This window comes from Flavobacterium sp. F52, from assembly GCF_000278705.1.
GTDB lineage: Bacteria > Bacteroidota > Bacteroidia > Flavobacteriales > Flavobacteriaceae > Flavobacterium > Flavobacterium anhuiense.
In genome coordinates, this window is the sequence record NZ_AKZQ01000031.1 from 58,776 (window position 1) to 85,293 (window position 26,518).

Genomic DNA, 26,518 nt, shown 5'->3' on the forward strand with positions numbered 1-26,518 from the left:
TTATTTCTTTTTAGCAGCTGTTTTTTTAGCTGGAGCTTTTTTAGCCGTTGTTGTTTTAGCTGCAGTTTTCTTTGCAGGTGCTTTTTTAGCAGGCGTTTTAGCCGCAATCATTTCTTGAACTTGTGCCAATGTTAATTTTGTCGCATCAACATCTTTTCCTAATTCAATTTTGATTTTTCCTTTTAGAATTACAGAGCGTCCCCAACGGGCTTTTTCTACTACAATTCCTTCTTCTTCCCAGTTATGAATAACTTTATCGATGTTTTTCTGAAGTTTTTCTTCAATTAACTCCTCAACATCTGCTTGAGAAAGATTATCAAAATTGTATTTTTTGTTTACGTTTACAAAAAGACCGTTCCATTTAATAAATGGTCCAAAACGCCCCACTCCTTTTTGAACAGCTTCTCCTTTATAAACTGCAATTGGCGCATCAGCAAGTGCTTTTTCGTCAATCAATTCTTGAGCTCTTTCTTTCGAAACATTAAGCGGATCTTCACCTTTAGGCAACGAAATAAAAACATTTCCATGACGAACATAAGGTCCGTAACGGCCATTGTTCACTTCAACTTCTTCTCCTTTATATTCTCCTAAACTTTTTGGAAGCAAGAATAAATTTAATGCTTCTTCAAGCGTAATGTTTCCAATATTTTGATCTGCCATCAAGCTAGCAAACTTTTTATCCTCATCATCTGCTTCTCCAATTTGAGCCATTGGTCCAAATTTTCCTAAACGAACAGAAACTTGTCTTCCGTCTGCATCTTTTCCTAAGATTCTTTCACCGCTTTCGCGCTCAGCATTTGCCTCAACTTCTTTTACATTTGGATGAAACTGATTGTAAAAGTCCTGCATCATTTTTGCCCAGTCAATATTCCCTTCGGCAATTTCGTCGAAATCCTGTTCTACTTTTGCAGTGAAATTATAATCTAAAATGTTTCCGAAATTCTTTACCAAGAAATCAGTCACAATGGTTCCGATATCTGTTGGAACCAATTTCCCTTTATCAGAACCTGTATTTTCTTTTAGAACTTTCTCTCCTACTTTATTATTCTGTAAAGTAAGCTGTGTATAATTACGCTCAACACCTTCAAGAGTTCCTTTTTCAACATAATTTCTATTGATAATTGTTGAAATGGTTGGCGCATAAGTAGAAGGACGGCCAATTCCAAGTTCCTCAAGTTTTTTAACCAAAGATGCTTCGGTATAACGTGCAGGCGGTCTTGAATATCGTTCTGTAGCTGTAATATAATTGTTAGCCAGTTTTTCGTTCACTTTTAAAGCTGGAAGCATTCCTTCTTGCTCTTCCTCATCATCATCATGGCCTTCTAAGTACACTTTTAAGAAACCTTCAAAAAGTAATACTTCTCCAGAAGCTGTAAAAACTTCATCATGATTATCAGCTTCAATCTTCACATTTGTTCTTTCAAGCTGTGCATCGCTCATTTGCGAAGCCAAAGTTCTTTTCCAGATCAAATCGTATAAACGAGCTTGGTCACGGTCAATATTTACTGTATGACGAGACATATCTGTTGGACGAATTGCTTCGTGCGCTTCTTGAGCTCCTTTGTTTTTATTGGCAAAAACTCTCGGTTTAGAAAATTCTTTTCCGTAAGATTTGATGATTTCTGCTTGTGCGGCGTCCATTGCTTCCTTAGAAAGATTCACAGAATCGGTTCTCATATAAGTAATAAGCCCCGCTTCGTAAAGACGCTGTGCCAACTGCATGGTAATTCCAACCGGCAAATACAATTTTCTCGCAGCTTCCTGTTGAAGTGTCGAAGTTGTAAAAGGTGCTGTTGGAGATTTTTTGGTAGGTTTAGTTTCTAAATCGGCTACCTTATATTTAGAACCGATGTTTTGATTTAAGAAATCTTCGGCCTCTTTTTTAGTATTAAAGTTTTTTGGAAGTCTTGCTTTGAAAGCTTTTCCTGCTTCGTTTACAAATTCTGCAACAATTGAATAGGTTGCAACTGCATTAAAGCTCTGTATTTCGCGTTCTCTTTCAACAATCAAACGTACAGAAACTGATTGTACACGACCTGCTGAAAGTCCGCCTTTGATTTTTCTCCATAAAACTGGAGATAATTCGTAACCTACTAAACGATCCAAAACACGGCGTGCTTGCTGTGCATTTACTAAGTTATAATCAATTTCTCTAGGATTATCGATTGCTTTAAGAATCGCAGATTTTGTTATCTCATGAAAAACAATACGTTTAGTCTTTTTTGTATCCAACTTTAGTTCTTCCGCCAAGTGCCATGAAATAGCCTCTCCCTCGCGGTCCTCATCGGATGCTAACCAAACCGTTTCGGCATTCTTAGAAAGTGATTTTAGTTTCGTTACCAAGGCTTTTTTATCGGGAGAAACTTCATATTTAGGTTTAAAACCATTTTCTACATCTACTCCTATTTCCTTTGATGGTAAGTCGGCTATGTGACCATAACTTGACTCCACCTGAAAATCACTCCCAAGAAATTTCTCGATCGTTTTCGCCTTTGCAGGTGACTCCACTATTACTAAATTCTTTGCCATTGCTCTATTTTTCTGCAACAAAAGTATTTATTTTTTTTAAATATTAACCTTACGATTGAATTTTTGAAGTATTTTGATATTATGAAACTTAAAATTGCAGATTTATCTGTAATAATCTCGATTATATATATAGGTATAACTTTTAGTGATTTCTGACCGAGAAATTCCTTTATTTAATATTGAAAATTTTAGATTTCAGTTTTTTTCCATAGAAATTAAATTAATAAAACACCTCACAATCTAAATCTAAAATCTGTAATCTAAATTTTTTAAAACATTGTTAATTCTTTATCTGACATCTTGTCACATTCGTTTCAATTACCCTATCTTTGCACTTTGAATTTTTACAATGGAAAAGATTATTGAAGAAAGCAAACAGGGTGAAAGTCTTGTTCTGGAAAATAAACCTGAGAATACTAAAAAACTTTTTATAGAAAGTTACGGCTGTGCGATGAATTTTTCGGACAGCGAAGTCGTAGCTTCCATTTTGTCTGACGGAGGATATAACACAACTTCAGTTCTTGAAGAAGCCGATTTGGTTTTGGTGAACACATGTTCTATTCGTGACAAAGCAGAGCAGACTATTCGTAAGCGTCTTGAAAAATATAATGCCGTAAAACGAACCAATCCGAAAATGAAAGTGGGGGTTTTAGGCTGTATGGCCGAGCGTTTGAAAAGTCAGTTTTTAGAAGAAGAGAAAATAGTTGATCTTGTTGTTGGTCCTGATGCTTACAAAGATCTTCCAAATTTATTGGCAGAAGTTGAAGAAGGACGTGACGCCATAAATGTAATCTTATCAAAAGAAGAAACTTACGGAGATATTTCGCCTGTTCGTTTAATGAGCAACGGAATTACTGCTTTGGTTTCGATTACTCGCGGTTGCGATAATATGTGCACGTTTTGTGTTGTGCCTTTTACGCGCGGTCGCGAACGTAGCCGTGAGCCGCAAAGTATTATGGCTGAAATTCAGGATTTGTGGAACAAAGGCTATAAAGAAGTTACGCTTCTTGGCCAAAACGTTGACAGTTACCTCTGGTACGGCGGCGGATTGAAAAAAGATTTTGTAAATGCTTCTGAAATGCAAAAAGCAACTGCAGTAGATTTTGAGCAATTGCTTGAAATGGTGGCGGCTGGTTTTCCTAAAATGCGTATTCGATTTTCGACTTCAAATCCGCAGGATATGCATGAGAGCATTTTGCATGTTATTGCGAAATATCCGAATATCTGCAAACATATTCACTTGCCAGTTCAGTCTGGAAGTAACAGAATTTTGAAGGAGATGAATCGTCTTCACAGCCGTGAAGAATATATGGCTCTGATTGATAAAATTAGGGCGATTGTTCCTGATGCTTCGATTTCGCAGGACATGATTGCTGGTTTCCCAACAGAGACAGAAGAAGATCATCAAGATACGTTAAGCTTAATGGAATATGTAAAATATAATTTCGGTTATATGTATTCGTATTCTGAGCGCCCTGGAACTTTGGCTGGAAGAAAAATGAAAGATGATGTTGAAGAGGAAACCAAAGCAAGAAGATTGCAAGAAATTGTTGATTTACAACAAAAACACGCTTGGTTTAGAAGCGAGGAATTTGTTGGAAAAACAGTTGAAGTTTTAGTTGAAAAAGTTTCTAAAAAATCTAAAGACGAATTCTCAGGGAGAAACTCTCAGAGCATTACGGTTGTTTTCCCAAAAGAAAATTACAAAATTGGAGATTTCGTAAACGTAAAAATTACAAGCTGTACTTCTGGAACACTGAAAGGTGAAGCTGTAGGATATTCTGAAATGAATTAATTTTTAACTGCAAATTACACAAATTTCCGCAAATTATTTTTTTTATGATTGATGGTAACGAATATTACTACAAGAAAGATCAAAATTATCAAATTGTAGGCATATGCATGGAAGTACATAGATTATTGGGGCCTGGATTACTTGAGATTGTATATAAAGATGCATTAGAAATTGAATTTAAAAATAACAACATTCCGTATCATCGAGAAAAAGAATTTGCAATTGAATATAAGGGAACTATTTTGCCTCATAAATTTTATGCCGATTTTGTTGTTTATGATGACATAATATTAAAATCTGTAAAAGAAATCTGTAATGATCATCTTGCACAGGTTTTAAATTATATGAAACTAGCAGATACCCCTGTTGGAATAATTGCAAATTTTCAAAACAAATCATTAGTGCACAAAAGATTAATAAATTCATAAATAAAATTTGCGCTAATTTGTGTAATTTGTGGTTAATTAGTAATAAAGATTTCTAACGATTTTAAAAAAGATCCGTATTACTCATTTTAATCTGTGGCAAAAGATAAAAAAATTATAGGCCAAAAGTTTAAACGTTAAAGGTCAAATCAAAAACTTGAAACCTGAAACAAAAAAACTTGAAACAAAAAACTATATGGAAACAGTTCAAGCAATAAAACAGCGATTTGAGATTATTGGTAATGATCCAAAATTAAATCGTGCTATCGAAAAAGCCATTCAGGTTGCTCCAACTGATATTTCGGTTATGGTAACTGGGGAAAGTGGTGTTGGTAAAGAAAATATTCCAAGAATTATACATTCGCTTTCACATAGAAAGCATGGTAAATATATTGCCGTAAACTGCGGTGCAATTCCAGAAGGAACTATTGACAGTGAACTTTTTGGACACGAAAAAGGTGCTTTTACGGGTGCAACAAGCACACGTGAAGGTTATTTTGAAGTGGCAGACGGCGGAACAATTTTCCTTGACGAAGTTGGTGAATTACCACTGACTACTCAGGTAAGATTACTTCGTGTTTTAGAAAACGGTGAATTTATAAAAGTAGGTTCATCTCAGGTTCAAAAAACCAATGTCCGCATTGTTGCTGCAACCAATGTGAATTTATTTAATGCTATAGAAAAAGGTAAATTCCGTGAAGATTTGTATTATCGTTTAAGTACAGTCGAAATTACTTTGCCGCCTTTGCGCGAAAGAAATGATGACATTCATTTGTTATTCAGGAAGTTTGTGGCAGATTTTGCTCATAAATATAAAATGCCGCCTTTAAGACTTGACGACGATGCTGTTCAGCTTTTGCAAAAATTCAGATGGAGCGGGAATATTCGTCAGCTTCGAAATGTGGCTGAACAGATTTCTGTTTTAGAAACCAATCGCGATATCAATCTTGCGACTTTACAATCTTATTTGCCAGCTGAAGGAAGCAATTTGCCTTCTGTTATCAGCGACAGCAAAAAAGAAAGCGATTTTAGTACAGAAAGAGACATATTATATAAGGTGCTTTTTGATATGAGAAGCGATCTGAACGATTTGAAAAAACTCACTTTGGAATTGATGAAAAACGGATCTTCTAAAGTGCAAGATATTAATCCAAATCTAATTCAGAAAATATACGGAAATCAGCAGAACGACAGCGAAATTGATTTTGAAGAAGAACCTAGAACTGCTGTTATGACAACACCTACTGTTCGCGAAGATAACTATCAGATACAGGATGATAATTATTTATTTGCTGAAACTATCGAGGAAGAAGAGGTTTTACGTTTGGAACAAAAAGAAATCGAAATGATCAAAAAATCATTAGAGAAAAACAAAGGAAAACGCAAAGCGGCAGCAGATGAATTGGGTATTTCCGAAAGAACTTTATACCGCAAAATCAAGCAATTCGATTTATAAAAATAATTAAATTACAATTTCGAATTCCAAATTCCAATTACCTATATTTGGCTCAATTGGAATTTGGAATTTAAAAATTGGGATTCCCTCTTAAATATTATGAAAAAAATATATTCTCTTTTCGCATTATTAAGCCTTTTTATGTTAAGTGGCTGTTCTGTTTACAACTTTACAGGAACTGGAAAAATCGATGCCAAAACATTTCAAGTCAACTTTTTTCAAAATAATGCCGATTTAATTGAACCTGGAATCGATAGGACTTTCACCTTGGCTTTACAGGATTTGATTATGAACCAAACGAACTTAAACTTGGTTAGCAATGGCGGTGATTTGGTCTATGAAGGAGAAATTACTGATTACAGAATAACGCCCATGACGGCAACTGCTGTAGATGCAAATGGCCAAGCGGGAGCAGCTCAAAACCGTTTATCGATTCGTGTCAATGTAAGATTTATGAATAAAAAGAAAGAAACAGATGATTTTGAAAAGTCTTTTGAATTCTATTATGATTTCCCTGGAAGAGACTTACCGACAGGTTCTGTTTTAACTGAAGCAATTAGAGTTATTTTTGAAAGAATCACACAAGACATCTTTAATGAGTCATTGGCAAAATGGTAGTTTTTACTTGTTTGTTGAATCGTTTAATCGATTAAACAGCTAAAAACAAATCAACGATAAACAATTAACCAATTAAACCAAAAAATAAAGAATGAACGTTAGCGATTATACCTACTTAATGAACAAACCCGATGCTATTACAGAAAAGCAAGCGGATGCATTAGGCAGTGTTTTGAATGAATTTCCGTATTTTCAAAGTGCACGCGCATTGCGATTAAAAGGACTTTACAATCAAAATAGTTTTAAGTATAATTATGCTTTAAAGGTAACTGCTGCATATACTGCAGATCGTTCTGTTTTATTTGATTTTATTACTTCTGAAGCTTTTACTTCTATTCAGAATGATTTCTATGAACAAAAATTGAGAGATCTTCTCGAAATTACCGTTTTTGACAGTGAAATTATTTCGCCTGAGCAAATCCAGAAAGCTATTGAAATAAAGACAGAACTTGAGGAACAGCCTGTTCAAGATACAGTTAAAGAAACTGCAATTTCTTCAATTGAAAACCCTTCGGTTATAAAAATCGAAGAACCAATAAAAACTCAGGAGACAATAAAAGCTGAAGAACCCATAATTACTGAAGAACCTAAAAAAGTTCCTGAAATTGACCCTTCTATTTTCCTTGCCATAAAAGAAGCACATTCGGTTACCTTTGAGAAACCAGTAATAGCAGAAGAGCCTAAAAAACTTCCAGAAATAGATCCGTCTATTTTTCTTGCAATCAAAGAAGCCCATTCGGTTACTTTTGAAAAACCGGTAATCGAAACCGAAAATAAGGTTGATTCTGCAGATTCAATTTCAAATATTGAAAAAGAGGAAGAAGAAACTAAAGCTTTAGTTGAAGAAATAGAAGAAGAAACAATAATAAAGGAAGAACCTAAAATTGATCGTGTTGAAAATTCTATTTTAAGCTCGATAAAAGTTTCTGAAACTCCTTCTGTGACCGAGCCTGAATCTATAATTGCAGTTGAAGAACATAAATTTGATCGTATTGAAAATTCTATTTTAAGTTCGATTAAGGAATCAGAAGCTGCAACTGCTGAACAACAGTCTGCAAAAACCGAGGAAATAAAAGTTGATCGTATTATAGAAGAACCTGTTTTAAATTCGGTCGAAGAAGATGAAGATGACAGCGTTATCGAAGAAATGATCATTCCGGAATTTAAAATGAATACCATTGAACGATCTATACTTTCTTCGATTAAAGAAGCTGAAACAAAAACACCTGAAGAACCAAAAGAAGAAATTCTAGAAGTTCTGCAATCTGAGGATAAAGACGAAGAGGAAATTCAGGAAGAAAATGAGGAACCAATTGAAGAAATAATCGAAGAAGAAGAACCTAATGAACCTGCAAAAACCGCAGCAGAGCATTTAGAAATCGGAAAACCTTTAGATTTTTCTCTTAACGAAAAACATTCATTCCAAGAATGGCTTCAATTATCTCGTACAGAACCAATTGACCGCTCAAACGAAATTTCTCCAGAAGAAAAAGCTAAAATTGAAGCGGCAAAAGAAGAAGAAAGACAGAAAAAGGCTGAAATTATCGATAAATTTATCGAAAACAATCCAAAAATTTCTCCAATAAAACCTGGCAACAGTGCTCCAGCAGTTCAAATTGAGACCAATATAGAGGACAATTCGTATTTAATGACAGAGACTTTGGCTAGAGTTTATCTGGAACAAAAGAAATATACAAAAGCAATTCAGGCATATGAAATATTAATTTTGAAATATCCAGAAAAAATTACTTTCTTTGCAGACCGCATATCGGATATTAAGATTTTACAACAAAATAACAATAACAATAATTAAGTAATGAGCACATTTTCAATTTTTTTAGTTTTAATCACAATAGTTTGTTTTCTATTGATCGTAGTTATCATGGTACAAAACCCTAAAGGAGGCGGATTGTCTTCTACTATCAGCGGAACGCAGATGTTAGGTGGAGTACAAAAAACAACTGACTTTTTAGATAAAAGTACCTGGACTTTGGCTACTGTTTTAATTGTGCTAATTTTACTTTCAAGCTTAAGCTTCTCTGGATCTTTAAGCGATACTGAATCTAAAATCATTGACAAAACTGAAGCTCCTGTAAATGCACCTGCAACTCCAGCACAAGGAACTACTTCTGCTCCTGCAACACCAGCACCTGCAGCGAAATAATTGTAGCTCGATATAAAAATCTAATGCCAGCCTGTCAAAGCTGGCATTTTTTTTAAGAAAAAATGTCAGTTTTTCTAGCGTGGCACAATTTCTGAAAGTTTATAGAACAGAAAAAAAAGTATAACTTATTAATAAATATAAAAATCATGGCTTTAAACATTAAACCGCTTTCAGACCGCGTACTTATTGAGCCTGTTGCAGCTGAAACCAAAACTGCCTCAGGTATTTTTATTCCAGATACTGCCAAAGAAAAACCTCAAAAAGGTACTGTTGTAGCAGTAGGAAACGGAACTAAAGATCATACTATGACTGTAAAAGTTGGAGACACTGTTCTTTATGGTAAATATGCAGGAACAGAGTTAAAACTAGAAGGCACTGATTACCTAATCATGCGTGAGGATGATATTTTAGCGATTATCTAAAAATATTGTATTAAGTACGGAGTATTACAAATTAAGAACTTCATTTAACTTGAAACAAATCAAACTTTAAACAAAAATTAAAATGGCAAAAGACATAAAATTTGATATTGAAGCACGTGACGGTTTAAAACGTGGTGTTGATGCATTAGCAAATGCTGTAAAAGTAACTCTTGGACCAAAAGGTCGTAACGTAATCATCGGAAAATCATTTGGTGGACCGACTGTTACTAAAGATGGTGTTTCTGTTGCAAAAGAAATCGAATTAAAAGACGCATTAGAAAATATGGGTGCGCAAATGGTGAAAGAAGTGGCTTCTAAAACCAATGATTTAGCTGGAGACGGAACTACAACTGCTACAGTTTTAGCTCAAGCGATCGTAAAAGAAGGTCTTAAAAACGTTGCTGCAGGTGCAAATCCAATGGATTTGAAACGCGGTATCGACAAAGCTGTTGAAACTATCGTGGCTGACTTAGCAAAACAAGCTAAAGTGGTTGGAAGCGATTCTGACAAAATTCAGCAAATTGCTTCTATCTCTGCTAACAATGATGAAGTTATTGGTGAATTAATCGCTACAGCTTTCGCTAAAGTTGGAAAAGAAGGTGTTATCACTGTAGAAGAAGCTAAAGGAACTGATACTTTCGTTGACGTTGTTGAAGGTATGCAGTTTGACAGAGGATACCTTTCTCCTTACTTCGTAACAAATCCGGAGAAAATGGAAGTTGAATTAGACTCTCCATACATCTTATTATATGACAAAAAAGTTTCTTCTTTAAAAGAATTACTTCCAGTTTTAGAGCCAGTTGCACAATCAGGAAAACCATTATTGATTATCGCTGAAGATGTTGACGGAGAAGCTCTTTCTACTTTAGTAGTAAACAAATTAAGAGGTGCTCTTAAAATTGCTGCTGTAAAAGCTCCAGGTTTTGGAGACAGAAGAAAAGCAATGTTAGAAGATATCGCAATCTTAACTGGAGGTACTGTTATCTCTGAAGAAAGAGGATATACTCTTGAAAATACAACTATCGAAATGTTAGGAAACGCAAAAAGAGTTTCTATCGATAAAGACAATACAACTATCGTAAGCGGTGCTGGTGAGGCTGATATCATCAAAAATCGTGTAAACCAAATTAAAGGTCAGATGGAAACTACTACATCTGATTACGATAAAGAAAAATTACAAGAGCGTTTGGCTAAATTAGCTGGCGGTGTTGCAGTTCTTTATGTTGGTGCAGCTTCTGAAGTTGAAATGAAAGAGAAAAAAGACAGAGTAGACGACGCTTTACACGCAACTCGTGCTGCTGTAGAAGAAGGAATCGTTGCTGGTGGTGGTGTAGCTTTATTAAGAGCGAAAATTGCTTTGGCTGACTTAAAAGCTGACAACGCTGACGAAGCTACAGGAATTCAAATCGTTTCTCGCGCTGTTGAAGCTCCATTAAGAACTATCGTTGAAAACGCTGGTCTTGAAGGATCTGTTGTTGTAGCAAAAGTTTCTGAAGGAAAAGGTGATTTCGGATACAACGCAAAAACCGACGAATATGTAGATATGCTTACTGCAGGAATTATCGATCCTAAAAAAGTAACTCGTGTGGCTCTTGAAAACGCTGCATCTGTTTCTGGAATGATTTTAACTACAGAATGTGCATTAATTGATATTAAAGAAGAAAATGCTGGAGGCGGAATGCCAATGGGAGGCGGAATGCCAGGAATGATGTAATTCATTCTTTTCTTAAAACTTAAAACGCCAGATGAATGTCTGGCGTTTTTTTTTTGATAGCCACGAATTCACGTATTATTTTTTCTAATCTTTGCATATACTTTTATCTGCCACAGATTACACAGATTAAAAGAATTATAAATCTGTTCTAAACTTACTTTACACAAAGCATTCGTGTAATTAATTACAACTATTTTTTAAACACAAAGATTTGAAGAAATAATTCTTGAATCCGTGGCAAATTTTTTCACACAAAGCATTCCCATAATTAATGATAACTATTTTCAAACGCAAAGATTAGAAAAAAATAATACGTGAATTCGTGGCTATCACCTTTATTTAACATTCTCTTTTTCTTTAAAAAAGCTGTTATCTATACCTTTGCAGTTCTATTTAAAATTGCAAAATGAGAAAATTTACAACTCGCCTTTTATCTTTTACATTTTTACTTCTTACAACTTTTTTACAAGCCCAAAACAGCAAAGACAATTATGTAGTCTTAGTTTCTATGGATGGATTTCGTTGGGATTATGGCAAAATGTATAATCTTCCAAATCTGAAGCAAATTGAAAAAGAGGGTGTTCATGCAAAATCAATGAAACCGTCTTATCCTAGTAAAACTTTCCCAAATCATTATTCTATCGTTACGGGACTTTATCCAGATCATCACGGAATTATCAATAATGTTTTCTACGATTCTTCTCTAAATCAGTCTTTTTCATTATCAAGCAATGCTAAAAACGATTCTCGTTTCTATGGCGGAAATCCGATTTGGAATTTGGCTGAACAGCAAGGTGTAAAAAGTGCTTCTTTCTTTTGGCCAGGTTCTGACATTGACAAAAGGAATCCGAGCTATTTCAAAAATTACGATGGTAAAGTCCCATATGGAGCCAGAATAGATACGGTTATGAAATGGCTACAGCTACCAGAAAAACAGCGCCCACATCTAGTGACTTTGTATTTCGACGAACCAGATCATACAGGTCATAATTTTGGGCCGCTTTCGCCAAAAACTGAAAAAACAGTAATCAAAATGGATTCCATTATTGGAGAAATATCTAAAAAACTAGATCAGTTGCCTATTGGAAAACAAATCAATTTGATTATCGTTTCAGACCACGGAATGGCCACTATCAGCAATGATAAAAAAGTAGCAGTGTTAGATTACCTAAAACCAGAATGGTTGGGTTATAAAGACGTAATTAATCCAATTATGAGTATACAGGCAAAAGCTGGTTATCAAGATTCAATTGCCAATGCTTTGAAAAAAGTTCCTCATATTAAATTCTGGAAATCGACCGAAGTCCCAAAAAGATTACACTACGGAACAAATCCGCGCGTGCACGATTTTGTAATTGAAGCCGATAAAGGCTGGAGTTTAGTAAGCAAAGAAAGCACTCATATAAATGGCGGAACGCATGGCTATGACAATAATGAAAAAGATATGCATGCCATTTTCTATGCAAAAGGTCCTGCTTTTAAAGTCAATAAAAAAATAAAAACGTTTCAGAATGTTTCGGTTTATCCTTTGATTGCTCATATTCTCAGTTTACAAATTGGAGAAATTGATGGAAAATTGAGCGATGTTGAGAGTGCGCTGCGCTAAAATTAGATAATGTGTCAATTTGATAATTAGATAATTAGATAATTTTTGAATTGGAATAATTTAACAAACTGAATTGCCTCCAGCTAAAGCTGGGGGGCAACTCAATTTATCTATTCCATAATCGAATGTAATCCTGAGCGGAGTCGAAAGTCGCTCCAATTAGTATGTAGGCTTCGACTTCGCTTAGCCTGACAAAACTGAATTAATTATAGAAAACCAAACCCGACAGGTTTTAAAACATGTCGGGTTTATTGCAATATTAGAGTTTCCTATTTGGAATTTTCTAATTGTCAATTACCACATTCTCTAATTAAAAAGCTGTTGAAACAGAAACTGATTTCCAGCTTTCCAATTCTGCTTGAACACTTGCTATTTTTTGATTCGCCATATTATAAGCATCTTCGCCCAAAAATAAGTGTAATGGCGGATTCTGGTCGTTACTCACTTTGATTAAAGCTTCCGCTAATTTTACAGGATCGCCCGGCTGATTTTGATTGATGTCTTCTTTGTGCGCACTTTCAGATTGTCTCACTTCTTTGTACTCTGCAATTGGATTTTCAGGCAACAATAATGAACTATCTTTTAAGAAATCGGTTCTAAAATAACCCGGATAAACGATTGTTGCATGAACTCCAAATGGTTTTATTTCTGCCGCTAAAGATTCTGTCAAGCCTGCAACTGCAAATTTTGTAGAACAGTAAATTCCCCAACCCGGAAATTCTCCATAATAACCGCCAACAGAAGAAATATTGAAGATATGCCCCTTTTCATTGGCACGAAAAACTGGCATTGCATTTCTAATTACATTTAATAATCCGAAAACATTTACTTCGTAGTTTTTTCTAGATTCTGCGTCGCTTAATTCTTCTAATGCGCCTAATAAGCCATAACCAGCATTATTGACCAAAACATCAATTGTTTTAAAATGGTTTACTGTTTTGTCAATTGCATTTTTAACGCTTTTTTCGTCTACCAAGTCCATTTCTAAAGGAAGAAAACTTTCCGACAAACCGCCCAATTCTTTAACTAAAGAAGCTTCACTTCTTGATGTTGCCGCTACTTTATAACCTTCTGCTAATAATTTTTTAGCCAATTCCAATCCAAGTCCTTTTGAAGCACCTGTGATAAACCAAACTTTTTTATTGTCCATGATTTTAATTTTTTACTTTATAATTATAGGACAAAGTTACAAGTGAAGTACTTCTCAAATATTGAAGCAATCAAACAAGAAGTTGCAAAAATCAAACAATTTCTGCTAAACGATAGTTTTTTGGCGAAACTCGAACATTTTTCTTGAAAAAATTAATAAAATGAGATAATTCTTCGAAGCCCAAACACCACGCAATTTCATTAATATTCCAATTAGTTTGCTTCAATAAAATCATGGCTTCTTGAACAATTCTCTCTCCAATAATCTGAGAAGTTGTTTTTCCAGTTGTTTCTTTTAAAGCTTTGTTCAAATGGTTTACATGCACATTTAACTGATTTGCATATTCCGAAGGTGAGCGAAAATTAATCTGCTGAGAAATCGATTCAACAGGGAATTGTCGTTCTAACAATTCTAAAAATAAAGAAGAAACACGAATTGTAGCGTTCGATTTACTGTATAATGAAGCAGTTACAGTTTGCGTTTTTAAAGCTAGGTGAATAATCTCAAAAACAAGATTTCTAAGCACATCATATTTAAAAGCATAATCAGAATTGATTTCATCAAACATTTTTAAATAAATCGTTTTTAAAGATTCTGCCAATTCAACAGAAACCGGAACAACAGGATTACCGCCTGGCTGGAACAACGGATATTCTTTTAAATTCCCAAACTGGCTAAAAAAAGCATCAGTAAAAATGCAGAAAAACCCAGTCTGGTTTTCATCGATATGTTCCCAACTATATGGAATTTGGGGATTAGCAAAGAATAAAGCCTGATTTTCTATCGAAACAACTTTATCAGCATAATGCACTTTATTTTTTCCAATAATTAAACTGATTTTATAAAAGTCTTTTCGCGTATAAGGCAAAGGATTACAAGTACTTCCAATGTAATCATCCAGCTTAAAAACATTAAAATGTCCGATCTCTTTTTTTAGATTTTCGGGCATTCCTTTTATTTTTACTGTATAAAAATCCTCTAAAGTTTCTGTTAGTTTCATTTTACAAAGTTACAAAAATCAAACATTATATAATTAGATAATTTGTCAATTAGAAAATACGATAATTCTGGATAATGTTTTAATTGTCACCCTGAGCGATCCCGAGGCTTTGGGAAGGACGCTCCAATTGGCATGTGGGCTTCGACTCCGATCCGCCCGACAAACCTATAAACATAAGAAACCCGACAGGTTTCTAAAATCTGTCGGGTTTGCTTTTTGAGATACTTTGCGTAGAAGCACTGCAGTGCGTCTCTACAGAATATTAGGATGTGTGAATTAATTCACAATTAATAATTTACAATTAACCATTATTAAGACACTACTTTATAAGTAGGATCGTCAATAACATTCACCTTAATAACGGCATCAGCATTTTTTAGCAATTGTCTGCAGTCGGCGCTTAAATGCTCCAACTCTACAGTTTTGTTGAGCTGATTGTATTTCTTAGTAATATTGTTCAAAGCTTCAATCGCCGACATATCTGAAACACGGCTTTCTTTAAAATCGATTATAATATGATTCGGATCATTCTGAATATCAAATTTCTCTAAAAAAGCAGTAGTAGAACCAAAGAATAACGGCCCAAAAATTTCGTAATGCTTTATTCCGTTTTCGTCAATATACTGTCTTGCGCGAATTCTTTTAGCACTTTCCCAAGCAAAAACCAAAGCCGAAATAATCACACCAATTAAAACCGCCAATGCCAAATTATGCAATACAATTGTAATTAAAGCCACTAGAATTCCAACAAAAATATCATGTTTGGGCATTTTATTAACAATCTTGAAACTTGCCCATTCAAAAGTAGTAATCGCCACCATCATCATAACTCCCACTAAAGCTGCCATTGGTAATTTTCCGATTACGGGAGCTCCAAAAAGTATAATCATTAAAATAGTCAAAGCGCCAATAATTCCCGCAAGTCTGGCTCTTGATCCAGCTCCAAGATTTACCAAAGTCTGCGCAATCATTGGGCAGCCGCCCATTCCGTAGAAAAAACCATTTAGAATATTCGAACTTCCCTGCGCTATACATTCTCTGTTGCTATTTCCTCGTGTCCCGGTAATTTCGTCGACTAAATTTAGCGTAAGCAAACCTTCCGTCAAACCAACCGCTGCAACAATTACCGAATACGGAAATATTACTTTTAAAGTTTCGAAAGAAAACGGAATATTCGGAATATGAAACGGAGGAAATCCGCCTTGAACCGAAGCGATATCTTCTACAGTTTTGGTTTCGATATTAAAAATAATTACGATTGCAAAAACGACCATAATGGCCACTAAAGATGCTGGAACTGCTTTTGTAATCTTCGGAAAAACCAAAACAATCGTAATTGTCAAAGCAACCAGACCTAACATAATATATAAAGGAGTTCCCTGAAGCCAAGCAACCTGACCATTAACAACCGTTTTAAACTGCTCCAACTGCGACATAAATATCACAACAGCCAAACCATTTACAAAACCAAACATAACGGGCTGTGGAACTAATCGAATAAATTTTCCTAGTTTAAAAAGTCCGATGCAGATCTGGACAACACCGCCGAGGGCAACGGCGGCAAAAACATATTCTATTCCGTGCGACTTCATCAAGGCAATCAAAACAATTACTGTTGCTCCTGCTCCGCCCGAAATCATTCCTGGTCGTCCTCCAAAAATAGCCGTCACCAATCCGGCAATAAAAGCAGCGTATAAACCAACCAATGGCGGAAATCCAGCCAAAATAGCAAACGACAATGATTCTGGAATCATAGTCATGGCAACAGTCAAACCTGCTAAAATTTCGTTTTTATAATTGACTTTCTGGCTAAAATCGAAGAGTTGGAACGTTTTTTTCATGGGCACAAAATTAGGGAATTGAAGAATTAAAAGAGTCTATTTTAGAGATTAAAAAAGCAAGTAATAATAAATCAGAATCCCATCTAAAATATCAAAAAATTAAACAATTCTTAAAAAATAAACTTCCTACATTATCTCTCTTTAAAAACAAACCAACACAAAACACTAAAAAACAAGTGATTAACAAAAAAACCGTATAATTACGTATTAAACTCTAATTAATTACCTTTAATTTTGTTTAACTCTTTAACTTATTATAGTCTATTTTTTTAAAATTATCAAACCTTAAACATTTACAAACTAAATGAAAAATACAACGATATTAATAATGTATCAAAATCTTATAATGATAATTAACACAATTTGCAAAACGATAATAGTTGCTACATTTTTATTCAATTGTAAAAGTTTGTATTCACAATCAATTCTAAATTTAAGATGCCCATTTTATGAAAGTTTTGAAATTGACACAACATTTAAAGAAGTAAATTCTTGGAGATTTTTACCAATCAAAAAGGACAGCCTATTCCTTTATGAAGAAATAATTATTACAAAATCATCTAAGGATATTACACGTAAAAAATTTGATAAAATAATGAGGAAAAAACAAACAAAATATAATAATGACATGGGAATGTATTTTTATGAGTCATTAAATACAGGAAATTCAAATCACAATATTTTTTTTGACTGCATTTTTTTTTATTCCCTTTCATCACGTATCGACATGATATACAGTCGAAATTTGTACAGCAATATTTGGAAGAAAGAAAATCCTTTTTATTCCATTGAATATCATGTAACAATTCCGCGAAACTCATTTAATAAAAAATGGAATCTTAGTGAAAAACATTTTCTTGAAAAATATAAGGATATAAAATTAATGTCTAACAAATGTACATCCTATTAACTAATTTATTATTAAATATTATAACGAAAAACTTTTCAAACAAAACAAAAACAACTATGGAAAAAACAGAACTAAAGCTTCTTAATAACAAAAAGCTAATTACTGAAATTGAAACAGACATTTCAAAAGGAACGCAAAGCATAAAGACATTTATAATTAACGATTCCGGAGAAGTTGACCCTGATAGCGCAACAATAACTTGCATCTGTAATGGAATGTCAGTAACGAGAATATGTTCAAGAGATGGCTATTGCGATTGCACATCGGGTTCTCCAAGAGTCGTTTGCGTATAGAAAATTGCATCCTTTCAATTATTACAATTAACAAGTTCATCAAAAATATTAATTTAAATTATACAAAATGAAAAATAAAACAGAAGACAGTCCAATTGTAAATTTAGATGAAGTTAATAATGAATCTTCTTCAACAGAAGGAGCACAATGTAGCTTTGCAGGGAGTTGGTATAATGATGGTGAAACTACCTGCATAAATGGCAGGGACCATAGATGTAGAGATGGAAGATGGACTGCTCTAGGAACCAGTGAATATTGCAGGAAAAAAGAAGAAATTTTTGAATTCAGGAACTTCTCTAACGAAGAACTCCTAACCCCTAATAATTGTTCTGGAAATGCTTGTGGAAACTACAGTATACGTCCAAATTATAACCCTGGACAGAATACTATTAGATCTTTAACAATTAGAAACAATAGTAATCGTTCTATTAATTTTTCAATTACCTGGGGAGATTTTCTAGGTAGCTGTGGAGTTTCAAGTTCTGATGTAATCTTTCCAAATGAAACATTTGAAATGTTTGCTCCCCATCAATATATATTGGGATATTGCAACATACGAGCAAATTTTCAATAAATATTATTTAAAATAAACTTTATTTAGCGCAAAACTTCTAAAGATTTTGCGCTTTTTTATATTCTTAAGCTTAGATTTTGTAGATTGTCTTTGATTTAAACTTATTAGAAATCACAAACCGAAGCCTACATGCAATTAAACTTGCAGATATCAACTTCAAAAGACAAAACATTAGAATATTACACAAAATACTTACAAAAATCAGAAATATATTAGCGTATTTACACCTGTTTTTACAAATGCAAAACTATTCCAATCGCACGCAGGCATAACCTAAATCGCATACATGATTCACAATAGTATCATATTGCAAATCAACACCTTCAATTCTTAAAATTTTATCACAATCTTCCAAATCAAAATTAATTTTATAATCTGGAAACTGATTTTTTATAGAGGCTAGGATATAATCTCGATCAGATTCTTTCTGGACATTTGTTTTAAAAATTTCCACAACCCCATCAGTATCTTTTAATTCTTTAAACTGGTACATTTTATTTTTATTAAAAAGATTTATAGAAACTCAGATCAAAAATAATGGAGAAGCCTTTATTTTAACAGCAATTTTATACCAATGGCGTATGATTTATACGAATGGCGTTGGTATAAATTATTCCTGATAAATGCTTACAAACTATACGATTATATTATTTTTGCCGCTATGACAATTGCAAAAATCTACCAAAATTTTTTTCTACGAAACTTAATCGTAAATACACTTGTTTATTTGGTCATTCTGGCCTGCATTTACGACGAAATAAGACTCAACGGACATAGCTGGTCTTATATTCTCAGCAAAATTGCCATGGGATATTTCCCTTGCATTGTCTGGATTACGGTTTTTAACATCTGCATCATCAATCCTTTTTTATTTCACAAAAGATTTAAAATCTTTTTTACGCTTCTTGCGGTCTATTGGACTGGTTTTTACTTTTTTATGAATTGGTTTTTTCCGCTTGTCGGATTAGGAAATTTAAAAGCGCTTCAGATTGTATCATTGATCATAAACGGCTGTTTCTTCTATTTTCTGCATATTGTGATTACCAAAAAAATGAGTCAGGCCGATAAAGACATTATGAATTTCAAATCGGAACTTTCGTTTTTAAAACAGCAATTGAATCCGCATTTTTTATTGAATGCCATGAATAATCTTTACGGAGAAGCATTAGCAGAACCAGAAAAAGTTCCAGACCGAATACTGAATCTTTCAGATTTGCTGCGCTATCAAATCGAAGCTTCTAAGAAAGATTTTGTCTTAATGCAGGAAGAAATTGCGTTTATTAAAAAGTATATTGAATATTATACCTTTAGAAACGAAAGACTGGCTGTAACGCAAAACATTGAAGGCGTGCATGATCAAATCGAGATTCCGCCTTTGTTTTTTCTGCCTTTGGTAGAAAATGCGGTGAAGTTTTCGGCCGAAACTGCAGAGCCCTTTATCAATCTGGATTTGAAAGTAGATTGCCGGAATGTATCTTTCACTTTAAAAAACAACTGTCTGGATACTGAATCAAGGCTTTCGAGCACGGGAATCGGAATTGAAAACCTAAAAAGACGTTTGGAAGTTTATGGTTTAAAACATACTTTAAGCTGCAAAAAAGACAAAAATATGTTTATCGTAAAATTAAATATATGGCACTTACCTACCGCTGTCTAATAGTTGATGACGAATCGCCGGCGCACAAAGCCTTGATTTCGCACATCTCCAAATTTGACGAACTGGAACATTCCGGAAGCGCTTTTAATGGTATGGAAGCCATAAAACTGCTCAACGAAAACCAATACGATATTATTTTTCTTGACATTAATATGCCTGTAATTTCAGGCGTAGAATTGATGGAACTGCAGCCCAAACGCCCAATTACGATTGTAACAACGGCTTATTCTGACTTTGCGCTTTCGGCCTACCAAAATGATGCGATTGATTATTTAATGAAACCCATTTCGTTTGATAAATTCTCAAAAGCTATAGAAAAAGCCAAAACCTACCATTCGGGAAATAATCTTAAAAAAGAAAACAACGACGACGAAAAAGTACTTTCGTACCGCTCTAACGGACAAGTAATTGAAACACCTCTTTCGGATATTTTATATATTGAAAGTTTGGGCAATTATATGAAATTATACAACTGCAAACTAAAATCTCCAATTGTCATTTACGGTTCGCTCGCGAGTATAAGTGCCGAAATTGATTGCGCGCACTTTCTACAAGTGCATCGATCTTATATTGTAAATACCAATAAAATTTCTGCTGTTACGACTAAAAACCTTACGATGTCAAATGGCGATATTATTCCTGTGGGAAGAAAGTATCAAATTTTATTGAACAATCTTCCAATTAGATAATTTGTCAATTTAGATAATTAGATAATTTTTGAAAAGCTCAACTTTTTTTTAGTTGGGCTTTTTTGTTTTTTATGGTTTTTTGTAGAATGCGTAAAAGTACTTGGTGTTGAGTTTTTATTTATTGGTATAATTGTTTGAAAATAAATTTGTTGGATTATGGATTTCCGTAAAACATTGAAATTATAAATTATCACATTTGCCTCAAAATAATTTTAACCAAAGCCTATAAACTAAAAAAAGAATTAACTATGAAAATTACTAAAAAAAGAATTATGAATATAGAAAACAGCATTGCAGTTATACGCAATGATGAAGAATTTCATATAGCTTTTAAAGGATTTAATGATAATCTTGCTAGAATACAAGAAATTGGTTTCTCACAAAATCCACAAATTGGTGAACAAATTTTACCTTTAGGTGTAGGTCCAATTAGTAGATTTAATGCAAATGGCAAGTTTTTAATTAAAAGAAATGAAGAAAAAGAAACTTACTACATTGAACGATTATGGAAATGGAAAGACTTCCAAGGAAATGAATATGAAAAATTCATCTACATTCCAAGACAAAGATACCCTCGCGAATTGATTCCTCCACCAAGTGAAGAATTATTAATTGATAGTTTAGGCGATAGTAATATAATAGTTTCTAGAGCCTTTGTTAAAAGGACTCAAAATTTTGAAATAATAAAACATACTATAAATTTATTTTTAGAATTATTCGGAGAATGCGACTTAATCAGAGAAGACTATCAGCCATTTGTATTTGAAAATATTACAAGGCTAAATTGGAGAATTTTACCACAAGGAAATTATCCGTGGAATGTTGTTAGAGACATTGTGCAAGATCGAATAGAGAGACAGCCTAGAGGCAACAGACCTGTCATTGCAAATCGATTAGAAAAAATCACTTCTCACAATCCTAATTTTGTAGCAGTTGGTCAAGGAGGATTTTCAGATTATATCGTTTTTGGATTTCCAAATAAGAATACTTTTATTTTAGAAAGTATAAGAAGTGGGAATGCTACTTATATTTTTGGAAATGATTGGGTAGAATTATCAAAACTGACCAAAGCCCAAATACTAAATAATCAACTACAAATTGATAGAGTGCTACATAGCCCAGCATGGGAAACTAGGATAAATAATATTCTACAATAACCAAAAATATTTCTTTATGAATGATTTAGAATTTTACAAATATATTTATGACAGAGAATTAAATAGGCGGTCAAAATTAGATGAATCGATTAATGTTGTTATTGGAACTATTTCTCTGTTAATTGGATTAATCTCTTATTTTTTTTCAAATGATAAGTTTAAATTAATTGAATGCGATGTATTCATCTGGGCTATTATTTCAGTTGCTGCTTGCTGTATTGGATTGAGTATAGTATATCTAATAAAATCATACAATAATTATCTAAAAGGGTTTGATTATCCAAATATTTCTTACTTGAAATCGGTTAGAGAATATCAGAAAATCGTAATTCCAAATTTTAATAATACTGTTAGTGACTCCGAGAAAATAAATTTTGAAGATGAGTTAATTGATAGACTAATTAGAATTACGGATGAGAATACCAAAATAAATGACAAGAGAGCATACGATTTATACATTTCAAAAACATTTATCATACTTACATTAATTTTTGCATTTATTATATCAATTATTTTAATAACCAAAAACACTCAATTATGTTAGACGAAGAAGAACCAAGAACCCAGCCAGCAGAAAGACCTTCTTTTCCAGAAGATCGTAGAGAAAAATCAGGTGATGAAACTCCATCTCCAAAAAATTAATTCCAAATTCAAAACAAAAAAGAGACTTTCTAACAAAAGTCTCTTTTCCATTTATATAATATCCTATAAAATCTATTTCTCCTTCAACAATTTCTCCAAATACTCCACTTTCTCCTTCTCTGCCTGAACCAAACGTTCATAAAGTTCTACTACTTTATCTAAAGGATTAAATGAACAAGTATTATTTTGACCAAATGCACCATTACTATTTGCAAAATTAGGTTCGTTAAAAGTATTAAAGTAATTGAATACTCCTTCATCACTAAAATTCTTAATAGTTTCTACAGAAACGCCTAAAGCTTCGGCAATTTTATTTAGTCTTTCGTCGTCAATGGTTTCGCTTCCTTCAAGAGTAGAAACATATTGCTGGCTCATGCCAAGGGCAATCGCTAGCGCTTCTTGTTTCATACCTCTAAACTCTCTAATTCGGCTGATATTTCTGCCAATATGTTTTGGTTTTGTTGCTGTGCTCATAATTCAAAGATATTTAAAATTCTTCAAAGTTTTTTATTTCGATACAATACCTTTCTATCCAACAAAAGTATCATTTTTCGCACAACTAAAAAAGCTTCACCACTTCGTTTTTGCACTAAATTCACTACAACACCAAAATCTCGCAACGCAAGCAATTATTGGGATTTCAAATTTCGGTAATGATTATTTTTATCTGTTTTAAAACCTACAACAATTGCCCTAATTCTTGATTTTGTGAATTATTTTCTTAAAAAAATATCAAACTAAGAAACTTTTCTTACTTAATTCTTTAAATTCGCGCCAACCAAACCACTAAGCTACTTACGAACCAATGAACATTTTTAATTTTTTTAGAAGATCAGATATAAAATGTCCGAGATGTCTTGGAAAAAGATTTGTTGATTGGGATGATATCCGCCGTTTAAACCGACAATTGAAATGGGTTCCTGCGCCATGCGCCTATTGCGATGCAACGGGAAGAGTTCCCAAAGAAATGCTTTCTAAAGTAGCCGTAGATTGCATGTACCTCACAATCGATTTACCAGAATCTGTAATAGAAAAAATAAAAGAAGGCGATCTTGAAACAATCGAAAAAGGAAAACAACGCGAACTTTTTGTAGATCATCTTATACAATACGCAGAGCATCATTACCATACTCAAAATCTCGATGCAGAAAACATTGCTAATTTGTACTTAGAATTCGAGGCAGAAAAAGCTCCTTTTGCTGTAACCAAAGAAGAATTAATAAAATATATTCAGGGTGTAATCGAACTCAAAAAAACGGTATTACAATAATCTTTGCACCACAACTACTCAAAATCTTTGACCGTTTACAAAAACAGGTAAAAATACCTATAGCCACCCTATTATTTTATTCTAATATTGTATCGAATAATTTTTAGTTAGACAGGTTTTCTAATAGAGAGCTTTTTAATTTTTTGTCACTTTTTTTTTGGAACAGAAAGTGGGATTTCAAATCGCTGGTACCGATTGGAAATTTCACTTTTTTTATTTACCTATTCAGCCGTTTATTTTACCGCAAAGTTCGCAAAGGATTACGCAAAGTTCGCTAAGTTTTTCTCTCGCAGATTTAGCAGATCTAAGAGATTTTATTTTATCTGTCTAATCTGCAAAATCTGCAAAATCTGCGCGAAGACTATGATGCCACAAAGCTTTGCGAACTTTGCGGTTTATTAAGTCTCGTATTAAAAATTCTTAGCGCTCTTTGCGGTAAAAAAAATTAACCGCAAAGAGCGCAAAGGGTCGCGCAAAGTTCGCTAAGTTTTTCTCTCGCAGATTTAGCAGATCTAAGAGATTTTGTTTTATCTGCCTAATCTGCAAAATCTGCGGGAAAACTATGCTACCACAAAGCTTTGCGAACTTTGCGGTTTTATTAAGTCTCGCATTAAAAATTCTTAGCGTACTTTGCGGTAAAAAAAATTAACCGCAAAGAGCGCAAAGGGTCACGCAAAGTTCGCTAAGTTTTTCTCTCGCAGATTAGCAGATCTAAGAGATTTTGTTTTACCTGCCTAATCTCCAAATCTGCGGGAAAATTATGCTGCCACAAAGCTTTGCGAACTTTGCGGTTTATTAAGTCTCGCATTAAAAATTCTTAGCGTACTTTGCGTTAAAAAAATTAACCGCAAAGAGCGCAAAGGGTCACGCAAAGTTCGCTAAGTTTTTCTCTCGCAGATTAGCAGATCTAAGAGATTTTGTTTTATCTGCCTAATCTGCAAAATCTGCGGGAAAATTATGCCGCCACAAAGCTTTGCGAACTTTGCGGTTTTTATTAAGTCTCGCATTAAAAATTCTTAGCGCTCTTTACGTTAAAAAAAAATTAACCGCAAAGAGCGCAAAGGGTCACGCAAGTTCGCTAAGTTTTTCTCTCGCAGATTTAGCAGATCTAAGAGATTTTGTTTTATCTGCCTAATCTGCAGAATCTGCGGGAAAACTATGTTGCCACAAAGCTTTGCGAACTTTACGGTTTTATTAAGTCTCGCATTAAAAATTCTTAGCGTACTTTGCGGTAAAAAACATCACTCTTAGAAACCTCTGTTGCTTTGTACCTCTGCACCTTTGCACCTAAGAAAAAAGCCTTATTTTTGCAATCTGTAAAAGCCACGAAATAAGTCCGCATGACTAGAGAACATTATATTCCGTTTAATAAAGAATTTTTACTGGAACAGCAAATTGCTGCTTTTGCTGAAAATCCGCAAAAGGTCGATGATTTTAAGAAGCTGTTCGAAATTATCGAACACTATTATCATTACGAATCTTTTAATCTTAACCGAAATCTAAAACAGCATTATGCACTCTACGATCCAGATTTAAGCGAAAAGGAACGCGAACAGTTCATCAATAAAAGCAGTTTTCCCGTTTTTAAAGAAACCCTCTTAAAAGTTCTCGAACGCGGCAATTACTACAGAATTAATCAGGAAGCTTTAAACGACGCCTTTCATGAATCTGATTTGATCGGACTGAATCTTTCTATCGATTTTAATGCTTTTAAAGATTTCGAACTTTATGCGCGTGGGCATCACAAGGCAAAAGAAAAAGTCAAAAAATACTTTTTCTGGACCAAAGAAGTCGAAATTGAATATTATGACCGAGTGCTGATTTACCTCAATTACAGCGAAGCAGATTATTTCAAGAAAAAGAAGGTCAAATTAGGCAAAATGCCAATCGATCCAGGGTCTATTGCATTGAAAATCTTTAAACGTGTTCCTAAAAATGATCTTGAAACCATTTTCCCGAATGCCATTCCGAAAATGTCTCTTAAGGACAAATTACTGCTTTGGGTTCCAGGTGTTTTTGGTGGACTTTCGTTATTAAGCGCCAAGGTAATTCCTGCTTTGATTAACATGTATGATGCTTATCAGACTGGCGAAACCATCGATTTGTTAAACAGTAAAACCTCTTTAAATCAAGGTTTAATTGCTCTTGGGATTTTAGGAGCCTATTGTTTCCGTCAATACAACAACTTCATAAATAAGAAAATCAGGTATTCTAAAACACTTTCTGACAGTTTGTATTTCAAAAATGTCGGGAACAATAGCGGTGCGTTTTATTCTTTATTAAATTCTTCGGAAGAAGAAGCTTTAAAAGAAACGATTCTGGCTTATACATTTTTACACGAAAGCGAAGATTCTTTAACAGCCGAAGAACTAGACCATCAAATTGAATCTTGGTTTAAAACCAAACTAAATACTGATTTGGATTTTGACGTAAACGACGCTTTATTAAAATTAAAAAGCATCGGTTTAGGAATAGAAAATAATGGAAAATGGAATGTGATTCCGATTAATGAAGCGCTTATTGCAATTGATGAACTTTGGGATAATGTTTTTCAGTACAACCAGAAAGTTGATTCTCAAACAACCTAAAAGAAATTTCATTAGATT

24 protein-coding genes are annotated in these 26,518 nt (G+C 33.8%); 18 read left to right on the forward strand and 6 right to left on the reverse strand.

The window, feature by feature from the left end:
• Entirely contained in the window at window positions 1-2,529 is a 2,529-nt protein-coding gene (topA, locus tag FF52_RS15930) for a type I DNA topoisomerase (protein WP_035691735.1), read from the reverse strand.
• A gap of 349 nt (window positions 2,530-2,878) precedes the next feature.
• On the opposite strand from topA, the gene miaB reads away from it, so the two are divergent.
• The 9 genes from miaB (at window position 2,879) to FF52_RS15975 (ending at window position 12,729) form a co-directional block, all read left to right on the forward strand.
• Window positions 2,879-4,324: a tRNA (N6-isopentenyl adenosine(37)-C2)-methylthiotransferase MiaB gene (gene miaB, locus FF52_RS15935; protein ID WP_008467098.1), complete on the forward strand. Its 1,446-nt coding sequence runs from the start codon at window positions 2,879-2,881 to the stop codon at window positions 4,322-4,324.
• Window positions 4,325-4,368: 44 nt separating this feature from the next.
• Window positions 4,369-4,752 (forward strand): GxxExxY protein, encoded by a 384-nt coding sequence (locus tag FF52_RS15940; protein WP_008467099.1) that lies wholly within the window; start codon window positions 4,369-4,371, stop codon window positions 4,750-4,752.
• A 193-nt stretch (window positions 4,753-4,945) separates the two neighbouring features.
• Window positions 4,946-6,205 carry a sigma-54 interaction domain-containing protein gene (locus FF52_RS15945; RefSeq protein WP_008467100.1) on the forward strand — a complete coding sequence of 420 codons (1,260 nt, stop codon included), beginning with the start codon at window positions 4,946-4,948 and terminating at the stop codon, window positions 6,203-6,205.
• 99 nt (window positions 6,206-6,304) lie between these two features.
• A complete protein-coding gene (locus tag FF52_RS15950; protein WP_008467101.1) occupies window positions 6,305-6,823 on the forward strand; it encodes an LptE family protein in 519 nt (172 codons plus the stop codon).
• 91 nt (window positions 6,824-6,914) lie between these two features.
• A complete protein-coding gene (locus tag FF52_RS23780) occupies window positions 6,915-8,636 on the forward strand; it encodes a tetratricopeptide repeat protein (RefSeq protein WP_008467102.1) in 1,722 nt (573 codons plus the stop codon).
• A 3-nt stretch (window positions 8,637-8,639) separates the two neighbouring features.
• Window positions 8,640-8,987: a preprotein translocase subunit SecG gene (gene secG, locus FF52_RS15960; RefSeq protein WP_008467103.1), complete on the forward strand. Its 348-nt coding sequence runs from the start codon at window positions 8,640-8,642 to the stop codon at window positions 8,985-8,987.
• Window positions 8,988-9,133: 146 nt separating this feature from the next.
• Window positions 9,134-9,409, forward strand: coding sequence for a co-chaperone GroES (locus FF52_RS15965; RefSeq protein WP_008467105.1), 276 nt, complete (start codon window positions 9,134-9,136; stop codon window positions 9,407-9,409).
• Window positions 9,410-9,491: 82 nt separating this feature from the next.
• Window positions 9,492-11,123, forward strand: a complete 1,632-nt coding sequence (gene groL, locus FF52_RS15970) for a chaperonin GroEL (RefSeq protein WP_008467106.1) — start codon at window positions 9,492-9,494, stop codon at window positions 11,121-11,123.
• A 406-nt stretch (window positions 11,124-11,529) separates the two neighbouring features.
• On the forward strand, window positions 11,530-12,729 hold the full coding sequence (locus FF52_RS15975; RefSeq protein ID WP_008467107.1) for an ectonucleotide pyrophosphatase/phosphodiesterase: 1,200 nt from the start codon (window positions 11,530-11,532) through the stop codon (window positions 12,727-12,729).
• 310 nt (window positions 12,730-13,039) lie between these two features.
• Here the strand turns inward: FF52_RS15975 and FF52_RS15980 are convergent, their stop codons facing one another.
• The 3 genes from FF52_RS15980 to FF52_RS15990 form a co-directional block, all read right to left on the reverse strand.
• Complete coding sequence (locus tag FF52_RS15980; protein ID WP_008467108.1) at window positions 13,040-13,879, reverse strand: oxidoreductase; 840 nt, start codon at window positions 13,877-13,879, stop codon at window positions 13,040-13,042.
• 91 nt (window positions 13,880-13,970) lie between these two features.
• Window positions 13,971-14,879 carry a helix-turn-helix domain-containing protein gene (locus FF52_RS15985; RefSeq protein WP_008467109.1) on the reverse strand — a complete coding sequence of 303 codons (909 nt, stop codon included), beginning with the start codon at window positions 14,877-14,879 and terminating at the stop codon, window positions 13,971-13,973.
• A gap of 311 nt (window positions 14,880-15,190) precedes the next feature.
• Window positions 15,191-16,720, reverse strand: coding sequence for a SulP family inorganic anion transporter (locus FF52_RS15990; protein ID WP_008467110.1), 1,530 nt, complete (start codon window positions 16,718-16,720; stop codon window positions 15,191-15,193).
• A 304-nt stretch (window positions 16,721-17,024) separates the two neighbouring features.
• On the opposite strand from FF52_RS15990, the gene FF52_RS15995 reads away from it, so the two are divergent.
• The 3 genes from FF52_RS15995 to FF52_RS16005 all read left to right on the forward strand — a co-directional run bounded on the left by FF52_RS15995 (window position 17,025) and on the right by FF52_RS16005 (window position 18,497).
• Window positions 17,025-17,630, forward strand: coding sequence for a hypothetical protein (locus tag FF52_RS15995; RefSeq protein ID WP_008467111.1), 606 nt, complete (start codon window positions 17,025-17,027; stop codon window positions 17,628-17,630).
• Window positions 17,631-17,686: 56 nt separating this feature from the next.
• The gene (locus tag FF52_RS16000; protein WP_157498629.1) at window positions 17,687-17,923 is read left to right on the forward strand and encodes a hypothetical protein; all 237 of its coding nucleotides are present in this window, start codon (window positions 17,687-17,689) and stop codon (window positions 17,921-17,923) included.
• A 67-nt stretch (window positions 17,924-17,990) separates the two neighbouring features.
• Window positions 17,991-18,497, forward strand: a complete 507-nt coding sequence (locus FF52_RS16005) for a hypothetical protein (protein ID WP_008467113.1) — start codon at window positions 17,991-17,993, stop codon at window positions 18,495-18,497.
• A 247-nt stretch (window positions 18,498-18,744) separates the two neighbouring features.
• On the opposite strand, the gene FF52_RS16010 is transcribed toward FF52_RS16005, so the two are convergent.
• Window positions 18,745-18,990, reverse strand: coding sequence for a hypothetical protein (locus FF52_RS16010; RefSeq protein WP_008467114.1), 246 nt, complete (start codon window positions 18,988-18,990; stop codon window positions 18,745-18,747).
• Between the two features lie 81 nt (window positions 18,991-19,071).
• Between FF52_RS16010 and FF52_RS16015 the strand changes: the two genes are divergently transcribed.
• From FF52_RS16015 to FF52_RS16030, 4 genes are all read left to right on the forward strand, one after another.
• Window positions 19,072-20,154, forward strand: coding sequence for a sensor histidine kinase (locus FF52_RS16015; protein ID WP_008467116.1), 1,083 nt, complete (start codon window positions 19,072-19,074; stop codon window positions 20,152-20,154).
• Window positions 20,130-20,843 (forward strand): LytR/AlgR family response regulator transcription factor, encoded by a 714-nt coding sequence (locus FF52_RS16020; protein WP_008467118.1) that lies wholly within the window; start codon window positions 20,130-20,132, stop codon window positions 20,841-20,843. The genes FF52_RS16015 and FF52_RS16020 overlap by 25 nt, the downstream gene beginning before the upstream one ends.
• A gap of 248 nt (window positions 20,844-21,091) precedes the next feature.
• Window positions 21,092-22,000: a hypothetical protein gene (locus tag FF52_RS16025; RefSeq protein ID WP_008467120.1), complete on the forward strand. Its 909-nt coding sequence runs from the start codon at window positions 21,092-21,094 to the stop codon at window positions 21,998-22,000.
• A gap of 16 nt (window positions 22,001-22,016) precedes the next feature.
• The gene (locus FF52_RS16030; protein ID WP_008467124.1) at window positions 22,017-22,544 is read left to right on the forward strand and encodes a hypothetical protein; all 528 of its coding nucleotides are present in this window, start codon (window positions 22,017-22,019) and stop codon (window positions 22,542-22,544) included.
• Between the two features lie 170 nt (window positions 22,545-22,714).
• On the opposite strand, the gene FF52_RS16035 is transcribed toward FF52_RS16030, so the two are convergent.
• On the reverse strand, window positions 22,715-23,116 hold the full coding sequence (locus tag FF52_RS16035) for a helix-turn-helix domain-containing protein (protein ID WP_008467125.1): 402 nt from the start codon (window positions 23,114-23,116) through the stop codon (window positions 22,715-22,717).
• A gap of 331 nt (window positions 23,117-23,447) precedes the next feature.
• On the opposite strand from FF52_RS16035, the gene FF52_RS16040 reads away from it, so the two are divergent.
• Complete coding sequence (locus FF52_RS16040) at window positions 23,448-23,912, forward strand: hypothetical protein (RefSeq protein ID WP_008467127.1); 465 nt, start codon at window positions 23,448-23,450, stop codon at window positions 23,910-23,912.
• A gap of 1,340 nt (window positions 23,913-25,252) precedes the next feature.
• Window positions 25,253-26,500, forward strand: a complete 1,248-nt coding sequence (locus tag FF52_RS16045) for a TMEM143 family protein (RefSeq protein ID WP_008467128.1) — start codon at window positions 25,253-25,255, stop codon at window positions 26,498-26,500.
• The last annotated feature ends 18 nt before the right edge of the window (window positions 26,501-26,518 follow it).